Origin of the sequence: Streptomyces sp. NBC_01264, from assembly GCF_026340675.1 — a bacterium.
Lineage (GTDB): Bacteria > Actinomycetota > Actinomycetes > Streptomycetales > Streptomycetaceae > Streptomyces.
The window spans coordinates 72,265-86,946 of record NZ_JAPEOX010000003.1 but is presented as its reverse complement, the minus strand read 5'-3'; the positions used below and the strand labels follow the sequence as shown (position 1 = coordinate 86,946).

The 14,682-nt window shown below is 74.2% G+C and carries 2 protein-coding genes; one reads left to right on the top strand and one right to left on the bottom strand.

Annotation, left to right across the window (positions count from 1 at the left end; translation table 11 throughout):
- Positions 1–44 precede the first annotated feature (44 nt).
- Positions 45–425, bottom strand: coding sequence for a YybH family protein (locus OG435_RS44250; RefSeq protein ID WP_266886726.1), 381 nt, complete (start codon positions 423–425; stop codon positions 45–47).
- A gap of 271 nt (positions 426–696) precedes the next feature.
- Here OG435_RS44250 and OG435_RS44245 point away from each other — a divergent pair, with 271 nt between their 5' ends.
- Complete coding sequence (locus tag OG435_RS44245) at positions 697–14,640, top strand: type I polyketide synthase (RefSeq protein ID WP_266886724.1); 13,944 nt, start codon at positions 697–699, stop codon at positions 14,638–14,640.
- Positions 14,641–14,682: the final 42 nt, after the last annotated feature.

Genomic DNA, 14,682 nt, shown 5'->3' with positions numbered 1-14,682 from the left:
TTCTTGGGTCATGGGGACTTCCGTGGGGCGGGGAAGCGTGAGGGTTACTTCTGCTCGCCGTACGGCTCGTCGATCGCGTAGCGCCACTTGCCGTCCGCACCCTTGCGCAGTACGTCGACGCCGACTCCCGTCAGCAGCTCGGGGTTGCCCGAGTCGTCCACGGTGGCGATGGACCAGTCGACGATCAGGAGCGCGGTGTCTCCGGTCACGAACGTCTGGCGCGGCTTGGCGCTCATCTTCGGCGCGCGGGTCAGGAACTCCTTGACGGCGTCCTTCCGGGCCTGGCCCGTGAGGGGCTTGCCCGGCTCCCAGACCGCGACGGCCTCGTCGGTGTACATCTCGTTCACGGCGTCGGCGTCGCCCGAGTTGAAGGCCGCCTCGTACAGCGCGGTGTGCTGCTCGACATCGCTGGTCAGATTGCTCATTGTGGACCGATCCTGCTTTCTTCCGGCATGACACCCTGGAATTCGAGGAGTTTCACGGAGATCTGTCCAGACCGTAACGGGGCCGTCCTCACCGGCCGCCCACCGGCAAATAACGGACGGGCCACCCCGCCGCAAAATTTGGCGGTTACCCGTGCATGACCAGGTATTGAGAACAAACAGCGCGACCGGTCTTAAGGTCGATAAGGCTGGGTTCCCCATCCGGGATACCCGGGCCGTTCCAATATCAGTCAGGAAAGGGCAGTCGAGCGCCATGACGACTAATCGCATTTCTGTGGAGAGCCCGGCGCCGCGAGGCGACGAGGGAGCCATCGCCGTCATCGGCATGTCCTGCCGGCTCCCCATGGCCTTCGGCCCGGCCGACTTCTGGCAGATGTTGCGCAGCGGCACCGACGCGATCACCGACGCACCGCCCGGACGCTGGAACACCGCGGAACCACAGGCCGGGGCGGGGGTTCGCCGCGGCGGATTCATCGACGGCATCGGCGACTTCGACGCCGAGTTCTTCGCGATCTCGCCCCGCGAGGCCGCCGCCATGGACCCGCAGCAGCGACTCGTCCTCGAACTGGCCTGGGAGGCCCTGGAGGACGCCGGAGTCCTCCCCGCCCGACTGCGCGACTCCCGTACCGCCGTCTTCGTCGGCACCCTCCGCGACGACTACACGAGCCTCGCCAACCAGTACGGCGAGCAGGTCATCACCCAGCACTCCATGACCGGCCTCAACCGCGGCGTCATCGCCAACCGCGTCTCCTACTACCTGGGGCTGCGCGGACCCAGCCTGACCGTCGACGCAGCCCAGTCCTCCTCCCTCGTCGCCGTGCACCTCGCCTGCGAGTCGCTCCGGTCGGGGGAGTCCACCACCGCCATTGCCGCCGGCATCAACCTCAACATCCTCGGCGAGAGCGCCGTGACCGAGGAGCGGTTCGGCGGCCTCTCACCGGACGGCACCGCCTACACCTTCGACGCCCGCGCCAACGGTTTCGTGCGGGGCGAGGGCGGCGGGGCCGTCATCCTGAAGCCCCTGGCCCAGGCGGAGGCGGACGGCGACCGGATCTACGGCGTCATCAGCGCCAGCGCGGTCAACAACGACGGCGCCACGCCCGGCCTGACCGTGCCCAGCCGAGAGGCCCAGAGCCGGCTCCTCCGCGAGGCATACGGAAAGGCCGGAATCAGCCCCTCTACCGTTCAGTACGTCGAACTGCACGGCACCGGAACCCCCGTCGGCGACCCCATCGAGGCCGCCGCGCTCGGAGACGTCTTCAGCTCGCACCGTGCGCCCGGCGACCCGCTGCTCGTCGGATCGGCCAAGACCAACGTCGGGCACCTGGAGGGGGCGGCCGGCATGGTCGGCCTGCTCAAGGCCCTGCTGAGCCTCACGCACCGCGAGATCCCCGCGAGCCTCAACTTCGAGACCCCGAACCCGGCCATCGACCTCGACGGCCTCGGCCTCTCCGTACCGCGCGAGCTCACCGCCTGGCCGCACCCCGACCGTCCCCTGGTCGCGGGGGTCTCCTCCTTCGGCATGGGCGGCACCAACTGCCACGTCGTCCTCACGGAAGCTCCGGTCTCCGAACGGGCCCCCGCCGTGGACGCGCGGTCCCTGCTGCCCTGGGTCCTCTCGGGCCGGGACACGGCCGCGCTGCGCGCCCAGGCCGGGAAACTGCGTGCCTTCGCCGCCGCGAGCGAGGCGGGGACCGCCGACATCGGCTGGTCCCTGCTGACCACCCGCACCACCTTCGACGCACGCGCGCTCGTCCTGGCGGACGACAAGGACGGGTTCCTCGCCGGCCTGGACTCCCTCGCCGAGGGCGAGCCCGGCACCGGGATCGTCGCAGGAGACGTACGAGACGTACGAGACGGCCGGGTCGGTTTCCTGTTCACGGGTCAGGGCGCGCAGCGGGTGGGGATGGCGCAGGAGCTGTACGCGTCGTTCCCGGTGTTCGCCGCCGCTTTCGATGAGGTGTCGGGGCTTTTTGACGCGGCTCTTGGCGGCTCTGTTCGTGAGGTGATCGCTTCGGGCGAGGGTCTGGACGAGACGGGGTGGACTCAGCCGGCGTTGTTCGCGGTGGAGGTCGCTCTGTTCCGTCTGGTGGAGTCGTGGGGCGTGCGGCCCGACTTCGTCGCGGGTCATTCGATCGGTGAGGTCGCCGCCGCCCATGTGGCGGGGGTGTTCTCGCTCCAGGACGCGGTACGTCTGGTGGTGGCGCGTGCGGGGTTGATGCAGGCGTTGCCGAGGGGCGGCGCGATGGTGGCCGTCCAGGCTTCGGAGGACGAAGTCCTGCCGCTGCTGGACGGCCAGGTGGCGATCGCGGCCGTCAACGGCCCCCGGTCGGTGGTGGTCTCCGGCGAGGAGACGGCCGTCCTGGCGGTCGCGGGCAGGCTCGAGGAACTGGGCGTCAAGACGCGCCGGTTGACGGTGAGCCACGCGTTCCACTCGCCCTTGATGGACCCGATGCTGGACGAGTTCAGGGCTGTCGCCTCGGAGCTGACCTACGCGGCTCCCCGTATCGCGGTGGTTTCCACGGTGACGGGAAAGGTGGCTGCCGGAACCGATCTGCGGTCGGCCGAGTACTGGGCTGATCAGGTCCGCGGCACGGTCCGCTTCGCGGACGCGGTGGAGTCCTTGGCCGCGGAGGGTGTCACCTCGTATCTGGAGATCGGTCCGGACGGGATCCTGTCCGCTCTCGCCGAGGGCGCCGTTCCGGCGCTCCGCCGTAGCCGCGACGAGGTCGCGACCCTGCTGTCCGCGGTCGGGTCGTTGTTCACGCGAGGTGTTCCGGTCGACTGGCAGGCGTTGTACGCGGGGACGGGTGCCCGTCAGGTCCCCCTGCCGACGTACGCCTTCCAGCGCCGGCGCCACTGGCTCGAACCCGGTTCCGGCGACAGGACCGCCCCCGCCCTGCCGGCCCCCTCCGCGAGCGCGCCCGCCGGGACCACCGTGCCCCGTGGCGAACTCGGCAACCGGCTCGCCGCCCTGTCCGCGGCCGAACGCTCCCGCACCGTCACCGACCTGACGGCCGCGCACATCGCCGCCGTCCTCGGATACGACAAGGGCCACCGCGCCGACGCCCGGCAGTCCTTCAAGGACCTCGGCTTCGACTCCCTGATGTCCGTCGAACTCCGCGACCGGCTCGCGACCGCCACCGGCCTGCGCCTGGCCGGCGGCCTGCTCTTCGACCACCCCACCCCCGCCGCGCTCGCCGCGTACATCGAGGCCGAACTGACCGGCTCGGCCGACGCCGACGCGCAGCACCTCGCCACGCCGCTCCAGGACGACGAGCCGATCGCCATCGTCGCCATGGCCTGCCGCTACCCCGGCGGCGTCTCCTCGCCCGAGGACCTCTGGCGGCTCGTGGCCGACGGCGGCGACGCCATCTCCGGCTTCCCCGTCGACCGCGGCTGGGACACCGACCTGTACGACCAGGACCCCGAGCGCTCCGGCAAGAGCTCCGTGAGCGAGGGAGGCTTCCTGCACGACGCAGCCCTCTTCGATGCGGGCTTCTTCGGGATCTCGCCCCGCGAGGCCCTCGCCATGGACCCGCAGCAGCGCCTCCTCCTGGAGACCGCCTGGGAGGTCGTCGAGCGCGCCGGCATCGACCCCCACACCCTCAAGGGCACCCGCACCGGCGTCTTCGTCGGCGCCACCGCACTCGACTACGGCCCGCGTCTGCACGACGCGCCGAAGAGCGTCGAGGGCCACCTGCTCACCGGCTCCACCAGCAGCGTCATGTCCGGCCGCATCGCCTACCAACTGGGACTCGTCGGCCCCGCCCTCACCATCGACACCGCCTGCTCGTCCTCGCTCGTCGCCCTGCACATGGCTGTCCGGTCGTTGCGCCACGGCGAGACGACCCTCGCGATCGCGGGCGGCGCGACGGTCATGTCCGCCCCCGGCATGTTCGTGGAGTTCTCCCGCCAGCGCGGCCTCGCCGCCAACGGCCGCAGCAAGTCCTTCTCCGCCGGGGCGGACGGCACCTCCTGGGCCGAGGGCGTGGGCCTGCTACTCGTCGAGAAGCTCTCCGACGCGCGCCGCAACGGCCACCAGGTCCTCGCCGTCATCCGCGGCACCGCCGTCAACCAGGACGGCGCCTCCAACGGCCTGACCGCCCCCAACGGTCCGGCGCAGGAGCGGGTCATCCGCCAGGCCCTCGCCGACGCCCGCCTGACCACCGCCGACGTGGACGCGGTCGAGGCGCACGGCACCGGCACCCGGCTCGGCGACCCGATCGAGGCGCAGGCGATCCTCGCCACCTACGGCAGGGACCGGAGCGACAAAGCCCCGGTGTACCTGGGATCGCTCAAGTCGAACATCGGGCACGCGCAGGCCGCGGCCGGTGTCGGCGGCGTCATCAAGATGGTCCAGGCGATACGCCACGGCGTACTGCCGCGCACCCTGCACGTCACCGAGCCCACCCCCCACGTCGACTGGACGGCCGGCGAACTCGAACTGCTCACCGAGGCCCGCGACTGGCCGGCCACCGAGCGCGCCCGCCGCGCCGCCGTCTCCTCGTTCGGGATCAGCGGCACCAACGCCCACGTCATCGTCGAGCAGGCGGTCGAGCGGGCACAGGACGACGCCGAGCGGGTACGGGACGGCGCCGAGCGGGTACGGGACGGCGCCGACTGGCCGCAGGACGGCGCCGACCGGCCGCAGGACACCGGCCCGGCTCGCCCCGAGGACACCGGCCCGGCTCGCCCCGAGGACACAGGCCCGGCTCGCCCCGGGGCCACCACCGCCGGTGCCGCGACGCCCGCCCTGTGGGCCCTCTCCGCCCCCGATCGCGCGGCCCTGACCGCCCAGGCCGAAAAGCTCCACGCCCACCTGGAGGGCCGCCCCGAGCTCGGCGCCGAGGACATCGCCGACATCGGGTTCTCCCTCGCGACCTCCCGCGCCACCTGGCCCGAACGGGCCGTCGTCACCGGCACCGGGGCGGCGGAACTCCTCGCGGGCCTCGACGCCCTGCGACGCGACGCCGAAGCCGACGCCCCCCACCTGGTCACCGGCTCCGCGGCCCGCGCGGGCCGCACCGCGTTCCTGTTCACCGGGCAGGGCGCCCAGTACCTGGGCATGGGCCGTGAACTGTACGAGACCCGCCCCGCGTTCGCCGCGGCCCTGGACGAGGTGTGCGCCGCACTCGACCCCCACCTCGACCTCGGCCGCCCGCTGCGCGACGTGATGTTCGCCGACGCCGACGGCCAGCCCGGCGCCGCCGAGGCCGCCGACACCGACGCGTCCGACGGCCAGCCCAGCGCCTCCGACAGCGAGTCCAGCGGAGCCCTGCTGCACGAGACCCGCGCCACCCAGCCCGCGCTGTTCGCCTTCGAGGTCGCCCTCCACCACACCCTCCGGGCGCACGGGCTGACCCCCGACGCCGTCGCCGGGCACTCCATCGGCGAGCTCGCCGCCGCCCACGTCGCCGGGGTCCTCTCCCTGGAGGACGCCGCCGCCCTGGTCGCCGCCCGCGGCTGGCTCATGCAGGCGGCCGTCCCCGACGGCGCGATGGTGGCGATCCAGGCCGCGGAGGACGAAGTCGCCGGCACGCTCGCCCCGTACGCCGGCCGGCTCGCCGTCGCCGCTGTCAACGGCCCGGACGCCGTCGTGGTCTCCGGCGACGCCGACGCCGCCGACGCGCTCGCCGAACTCTGGCGCGAACGCGGCCGAAAGACCCGTCGCCTGACGGTCAGCCACGCCTTCCACTCGCCGCACATGGACACGATCCTCGACGAGTTCCGCACCGTCGCCGAGGGCCTGACCTACCACGCGCCGCACCTCCAGGTCGTCTCCACCGTCACCGGCCGGCCCGCCACCGGCGACGACCTCGTCACCCCCGACTACTGGGTGCGCCAGATCCGCGAGGCCGTACGGTTCCTCGACGCCACCCGGACCCTGGAGGACGAGGGCGTCATCGTCTTCGTCGAGGTCGGCCCCGACGCCGTCCTCACCGCGACGGCCGGCGGCTCGTTCCTGGCCGACACCTCTCAAGCGGTCGCCCTCCAGCGGGCCGGCCGCCCCCAGGGCGCCACGCTCGCCGCCGGGCTCGCCCGCGCCCACACCCTCGGCGCCCCGCTGGACCTGGCGTCGCTCTTCCCCGGCGCCTCGCGCGTCGAGCTGCCCACGTACGCCTTCCAGCGCAGCCACTACTGGCTCCGGCCCGAGGCCCGGACCGACGCCCGCAGTCTCGGACTCGACCCGGCCGGCCACCCCCTGCTGGCCACCGCCGTCGACCTCGCCGAGCGCGAGGGCCTCGTCCTCACCAGCCGTCTGTCGCTGAACGACCACCCCTGGCTCGCCGACCACCGCATCCACGGCACCGTCCTCGTACCGGCCACCGCCTTCATCGAACTCGCCTCGGCGGCGGGCCGGACGGCCGGCGCCGAACACCTCGTCGAGCTCACCCTGGAGGCCCCGCTCGCCCTTCCCGAGCAGCGGGCGGTCCGCGTCCAGGTCGCGGTATCGGCCCCCGACACCTCGGGCACCCGGACCTTCACCGTGTACTCCCGGCCCGAGAACGACGACGAGCAGAGCGCCTGGACCCGCCACGTCTCCGGCGCCCTCGCCGACACCGCCCCCACCGCCGGCCCGGCCTTCGACGAACCGCTCCCGTGGCCGCCGCGGGATGCCCGGCCGGTACCGCTGGACGACACGTACGAGCGGCTCACCGATCTCGGCTACGAGTACGGCCCCACCTTCCGGGGGCTGCGCGCCCTGTGGCGCGGCGAGGACGGCACCACCTACGCCGAAGTCGCCCTCCCCGACGACCAGCACGAGGCCGCCGCCCGCTACGGCATCCACCCCGCGCTCCTCGACGCCGTGCTCCACCCGGTCGTCCTCGACGCCGCCGACGCCGCCGAACCGGACACCATCCGGCTGCCGTTCGCCTGGAGCGGGGTCACCACCCACGCCGTCGGCGCCACCACCCTGCGCGTCCGCATCGAACGGACCGGCCCCGACACGGTCGCCCTGCACCTCGCCGACGCCGCCGGCGCCCCCGTGGCCACCGTCGACTCGCTGATGCTGCGCCCCGTCGCCAAGGACAAGCTCGCCCCGGCGGCCACGACGGACGGCCTGTTCACCGTCGCCTGGACCACCCTCACCCCGGCGGGCGGACCCGTGCCGCGCATCGCCGAACTCCCCGGCGACACCGGCACCCTCCCGGACCCGCGGGCCCTCGCCGCCGACGTCCTTCTGGTCCGCGTCGGAGCCGACGACCCCCTCACCCCGGCCGCCGCCCACGAGAACGCCGCCCGCGCCCTGGACCTGACCCGGCGGTGGCTCGCCGACGAGCGCTTCGACGGCACCCGCCTCGCCTTCGCCACCACCGGCGCCGTCGCCACCGTCCGCGGCGAGAACGTCGACGGCCTGTCCGCCGCCCCCGTCTGGGGTCTGCTGCGTGCCGTCCAGAGCGAACACCCCGACCGGGTCGTCGTCCTGGACGTCGACGGCACCCCCGAGGCCGAGGAACGGCTGCCCGCCGCGCTGGCCACCGGAGAACCCCAGCTCGCCCTGCGCGGCACGCGCCTGCACGTCCCGCGGCTCACCCGGGACCGGGCCGCGGCACCCGCCGACGCGCCCCGCCTCGACACGGAGGGCACCGTCCTCGTCACCGGCGGAACCGGCGGCCTCGGCGGCCTCCTCGCCCGCCACCTCGTGACCGGGTACGGCGTACGCCACCTCGTGCTCACCAGCCGGCGCGGACCCCGTACACCCGGCGCAGACCGGCTCGCCGCCGAACTCGCCGAGCTCGGCGCCCAGGTGACCACGGTCGCCGCCGACGCCGCCGACCCGGACGCCGTCGCCGCCCTCCTGGAGGCCGTCGACCCCGCGCACCCGCTCACGGCGGTCGTGCACACCGCCGGCGTCCTCGACGACGCCACCGTGGAGTCGCTCACCCCCGAGCAGCTGGAGAAGGTCCTGCGGCCCAAGGTCGACGCCGCCTGGAACCTGCACCACCAGACCCGGGACCTGGACCTCGCCGCCTTCGTCCTCTTCTCCTCCGTGTCCGGCATCACCGGCACCGCCGGCCAGTCCAACTACGCCGCCGCCAACACCTATCTCGACGCGCTCGCCGCCCACCGCCAGGCCCGGGGCCTGGCCGCCACCTCGCTGGCCTGGGGCCTGTGGGACTCCAGCCACGGCATGGGCGCCCAGCTCGGCGAGGCCGACCTGGCCCGCTGGAGCCGGGCGGGCGTCACCCCGCTCGACCCGGACACCGGCCTCGCCCTCTTCGACGCCGCCCTCGCCGGCGGCGACGCCCTCGTCGTTCCGGCCCTGCTCGACCTGGCCCGGCTGCGCGGGGCCGCGGCCGGCGATCCGCCCGCCCTGCTGCGCGGGCTGATCCGTCCCCGCCCCACCACGCGGGCCGCCGCCCAGGGTGCGACGGCCGCCGGAGCGCGCGGCGGTACCGAATGGGCCGGCCGCATCGCCTCCCTCTCCGAGGAGGAGGGCCGGGCCGCCGCCGCCGACCTCGTCCGCGGCATCGTCGCCGGCGTCCTCGGCCACACCAGCCCGGAGGGCATCGACCCGGAGCGCGCCTTCAAGGAGATCGGGTTCGACTCGCTGGCCGGAGTGGACCTGCGCAACCGGCTCAACGCCGTCACCGGACTGCGGCTGCCCGCCACCGCCGTCTTCGACCATCCCTCACCCGCGGCCCTCGCCGCCTATCTGTACCAGCAGGCCACGGGCAGCGGGCCCGCCGCGAGCGCCGCACCCGCCCGCCGGTCCGCCGCGGCGGCCGACGAGCCCATCGCCATCGTCGGCATGGCCTGCCGCTTCCCCGGCGGCGTCGCCTCGCCCGAGGACCTGTGGCGGCTCGTCGCCGAAGGCACCGACGCCATCAGCGGGTTCCCCGACAACCGCGGCTGGGACCTGGACTCCCTCTACGACCCGGACCCGGAGAAGACCGGCAGCTCCTACGTCCGGCACGGCGGATTCCTCCATGACGCCGACCGGTTCGACCCGGGATTCTTCGGGATGTCCCCGCGCGAGGCCATCGCCACCGACCCGCAGCAGCGCCTCCTCCTGGAGACCGCCTGGGAGACCTTCGAGAGCGCCGGCATCGACCCGGCCCTCCTGCGCGGCACCAGCACCGGCGTCTTCACCGGCGCCATGTACGACGACTACGCCTCGCGGCTCGCCAAGAGCCCCGAGGAGTTCGAGGGCTTCCTGCTCGCCGGCAACCTCTCCAGCGTGGTCTCGGGCCGCCTGGCCTACACGTACGGCCTGGAGGGCCCGGCCGTCACCATCGACACCGCCTGCTCCTCCTCCCTGGTCGCCCTCCACCTCGCGGCGAGCGCGCTGCGCCAGGGCGAGTGCGACCTCGCGCTCGCCGGCGGCGTCACCGTGATGTCCGGCCCCAGCACCTTCGTGGAGTTCTCCCGGCAGCGCGGCCTCTCCGAGGACGGCCGCTGCCGCTCCTTCTCCGCCGACGCCTCCGGCACCGGCTGGGCCGAGGGCGCGGGCCTGCTCCTCGTCGAGAAGCTGTCCGACGCCCGCCGCAACGGCCACCGGGTCCTGGCCGTCATGCGCGGCTCGGCCGTCAACCAGGACGGCGCCTCCAACGGTCTGACAGCCCCCAACGGTCCGGCGCAGGAGCGGGTCATCCGTCAGGCGCTGGCCGCCGCGGGCCTGACCACCTCCGACGTGGACGCCGTCGAGGCGCACGGCACCGGCACCAGCCTCGGCGACCCGATCGAGGCGCAGGCCCTGCTCGCCACCTACGGCCAGGGCCGCCCGGAGGACCGTCCGCTCTACCTGGGCTCCCTCAAGTCGAACATCGGCCACGCCCAGGCCGCCGCCGGCGTCGGCGGCGTCATCAAGATGATCCAGGCCATGCGGCACGGCACCCTGCCGAAGACCCTGCACGCGGAGAACCCCTCCCCCCACATCGACTGGGAGGCCGGCGCGGTGGAGCTGCTCACCGAAGCGACGCCGTGGCCCGCCACCGGCCGCCCCGCCCGCGCGGCGGTGTCCTCCTTCGGCATCAGCGGCACCAACGCCCACGTCATCCTGGAGCTGGCCGCCGACACCCCGTCGCCGTCCGCGTCCGCCGCCGCCCCGGCCGAGGGCGTCGTCCTGCCCTGGATCCTCACCGCCAAGGACGAGACCGCCCTGCGCCGCCAGGCCGACCGACTGCACCGCCACCTCACCGACCGCCCCGAGATCGAACCGGGCGACGTCGGCCTCACCCTGGCGACCACCCGCGCCACCCTGGAGCACCGCGCCGCCGTCCTCGGCACCGATCGCGCGACCCTCATGGACGCATTGGCCGCCCTCGCCGGCGGCGAGTCGACGCCCTCGGTCGTACGGGCCGCCGGCGGCCGGCGCGGAAAGACGGCGTTCCTGTTCACCGGACAGGGCAGCCAGCGGCTCGGCATGGGACGCGACCTGTACGAGACCTCCCCGGTGTTCCGGCGCGCTCTCGACGAGGTATGCAAGTACCTCGACACCGAACTGTTCCGGCCCGTCAAGGACGTCCTCTTCGCCCCCGAGGACTCGGCCGACTCGGCCCTGATCGACCAGACCGCCTTCACCCAGTCCGCCCTCTTCGCCACCGAAGTCGCCCTCTTCCGGCTGGCCGAACACCACGGCATCACCCCGGACTACCTCCTCGGCCACTCCATCGGCGAGGTCACCGCCGCACACCTGGCCGGGGTCCTGGACCTCGCCGACGCGTGCGCGCTCGTCGCCGAGCGGGGCCGGCTCATGCAGGCGGCCCGCGAGGGCGGCGCGATGGCCGCGCTCCAGGCCTCCGAGGAGGAGGTGCGGTCCCTGCTCACCGACTACGACGGCGTCGCCATCGCCGGGATCAACGGCCCCCGCGCCACCGTCGTCTCCGGCGACCGGGACCTCGTCGAGGAGATCAGCGCCATCTGGCGCACGCGGGGCCGCAAGACCAAGCGGCTGCCGGTCAGCCACGCCTTCCACTCGCCGCACATGGACGAGGTGCTCGACGAGTTCCGCACCGTCGCCGAGGGCCTGACCTACCACGCACCCCGCATCCCGATCGTCTCCAACGTCACCGGCGTCCTCGCCACCACCGAACAGCTCACCTCGCCCGACTACTGGGCCACCCACATCCGTGAAGCGGTCCGCTTCCACGACGGCGTCCGCCACCTCGAAGAGCTCGGCGTGACCGAGTACCTGGAGCTGGGCCCCGACGGCGTCCTCACCGCCATGGCCCAGGAGTGCCTGACCCGGGAGGCCTGCTTCCTCGCCCCGCTGCTGCGCTCCGGCAGGCCCGAGGCCACCACCGTCGCCGCCGCCCTCACGGGCGCGGTACTGCGCGGCGCCCGCCCCGACTGGAAGTCGTACTTCCCCGGCGGCCGCCGGGTCGACCTGCCCACCTACTCCTTCGAGGACGCCCGCTACTGGCTGGAGGGCGACGCCACACCCGGCGACGCCGAGGGCTTCGGCCTCGCCCCCGTCGGCCACCCGCTGCTCAGCGCGGCGGTACGGGTCGCGGACCGGGACGCGTACCTCTTCACCGGCCGCGTCTCCCGCCGCACCCACCCCTGGCTGGAGGGGCACGCGGTCCGCGGAACCGTCCTGCTGCCCGCCACCGCACTGCTCGACCTGGCCTTCTGCGCCGCCGAGCAGGTCGACTGCGACCGGGTCGACGAACTGACGCTCGCCGCGCCGCTGGTCCTGCCCGAGAGCGGCGCCGTCCAGCTGCAGCTCGTCGTCGGCGAACCGGACGAGACCGGCGGCCGCCCGCTCGCCGTCTACGCCAGGCCCGACCAGGACGACACGCGGCAGCCGTGGACCCTGCACGCCGAAGGACGTCTCGGCGCCGCCGCCACCACCCCGGAAGGGCTGCTCGCCTGGCCCCCGGCCGGCGCCACCGAAGTGGACCTCGACGGCGTGTACGACCGGCTCGCCACGGCCGGATACGGCTACGAGAACGCCTTCCAGGGCCTGCGCCGCCTCTGGAAGACACCGCACGAACTCTTCGCCGAGGTCGTCCTCGACGAGGAACACCGCACGGACGCCCCCCGGTTCGGCATCCACCCCGCCCTCCTCGACGCCGCCCTGCACCCGCTGCTCCCCGGCGTCACCGAGCCCGAAGGCCCCTCCTGGCTGCCGTTCTCCTGGTCCGGAGTGAGCCTGTACGCCACCGGGGCGACCGTCCTGCGCGTCAGGCTCACCCTGAACCGGTCCGGCGAAGACTCCCTGCGGGTCGCACTCACCGTCGCCGACGGCGCGGGCGCCGCCGTCGCCACCGCCGCATCTCTTCTGCTGCGCCCGCTGTCCGAGGAGGCGCTCCGCGGGGCCGGCACGGCCGCGCGCGACGGCCTGTTCGGCCTCGGCTGGACGCCCCTGCCCGACACCGGTACGGCACCGGGCCGCACCGGCTGGACCCTGCTCGCCGGCGGCGGCCAGGGAACCGTACGGGCCCTCGGCGTCGCACTCGACGCCGGTGCCGCGGCACCGTCCGTACTCCTCCTGCAGACGGCGGGCCACGCCGCCGGCGCCACCGCGGACCACGGCGCCGCCCTGCCGGAGCGCGCCCGCACCGCAGTACGCCAGGTCCTCGACACCGTGCAGGACTGGCTCGCCGACGACCGCCTCGCCGAGAGCCGGCTCGTCGTCACCACCCGGGGAGCCGTCGCCGCCGGCCCCGAGGACGTCACCGACCTGGCCCACGCCGGAGTCTGGGGCCTCCTCAGGTCCGCGCAGACCGAGAACCCCGGCCGGATCGTCCTCGTCGACCTCGACCCCGCCGCCACCGGCGGGGACCGCACGGCCGCCGAGGACCGGCTCCTCGACATCGCCGTCGCGAGCGGCGAGGAGCAGATCGCCGTACGCGGCGACGCCCTCACCGTCCCCCGCCTGACCCGCACCGCCCCCGCGGCCGAGAACCGGACCCCCCAGTGGGACCGGGGCACCGTCCTCGTCACCGGCGCGACCGGCGCCCTCGGAGCCGTCCTCGCCCGGCACCTCGTCACGGAACACGGAGCCCGCCGGCTGCTGCTGCTCAGCCGCCGCGGCCCCGGCGCCCCCGGCGCCACCGAACTCCGTACCGAACTGGAGGCACTCGGCGCCCACGTGCAGACCGTCGCCTGCGACGTGACCGACCGCGGCTCCCTGGCCGAGGTCCTCGCCGCCATCCCCGACGGGCACCCGCTGACCGCAGTCGTCCACACCGCCGGCGTCCTCGACGACGGCGTCGCCGCCCAGCTCACCCCCGACCAGCTGGACAAGGTCCTGCGCCCCAAGATCGACGCCGCCTGGCACCTGCACGAGCTCACGCGGGACCTGGACCTCACGGCCTTCGTCCTCTACTCCTCCGTGGCCGGCCTCATCGGCACCGCCGGACAGGCCAACTACGCGGCCGGCAACACCTTCCTCGACGCCCTCGCCGCCCACCGCCGCGCCCACGGCCTCCCCGGTCTCTCCCTCGCCTGGGGCCTGTGGGCCGAGGCGAGCACCATCTCGGGCGCTCTCGACGAGGCCGACCTGCGCCGCCTGGCCCGCATCGGCCTGCGTCCCCTCGCCTCCGACGACGGGATGGCGCTCTTCGACGCCGCCCCCGCCACCGGCGAGAGCGTCCTCGCCGTCACCCGCCTCGACACGACGGTCCTGCGCAGCAGGGGCGACGAACTGCCGCCCGTCCTGCGCGCCCTCGCCGGACCGGCCAAGCGCCGCGCCACCACCGCCGCGAGCGGCGGGACCACCGAGGAGGCACCGCTCGCCCAGCGGCTCGCCCCCCTCAGCCCCGCGGAACGGGAACGCGCCCTCACCGATCTCGTACGCGCCCAGGTCGCCGGTGTCCTCGGACACGGAGACCCCGGCCGCATCGAGGCCGACCGGGCCTTCCAGGAGCTCGGCTTCGACTCGCTCACCGCCGTCGAACTGCGCAACCAGCTGGGCCGGGCGACCGGACTGCGCCTGCCGACCACCCTCGTCTTCGACCACCCGTCGCCGCAGGCCCTCGCCACCCACCTCCTCGGTGAACTGGGGGTGGAGGAGGCCTCGCCGGCCGCAACGGTCCTCGCCCCCCTCGCGGGTCTGGAGGCGGCCATCGCCGCCACACCCGGCCAGGAGGCGCTCGACCTGATCACCGTACGGCTCAAGGAACTGCTCAAGGCGGCCGAAGGCGCCGGCGACCTAGGGCGCCCGGAGGACACCGAGGACGACCAGGACCTCGAAACGGCGAGCGACGAGGAGCTCTTCGCCCTCCTCGACGAGCTCGAATGACCCACCTGGCACGCGCCGCCCACGGCGCGCACACGGCAATCG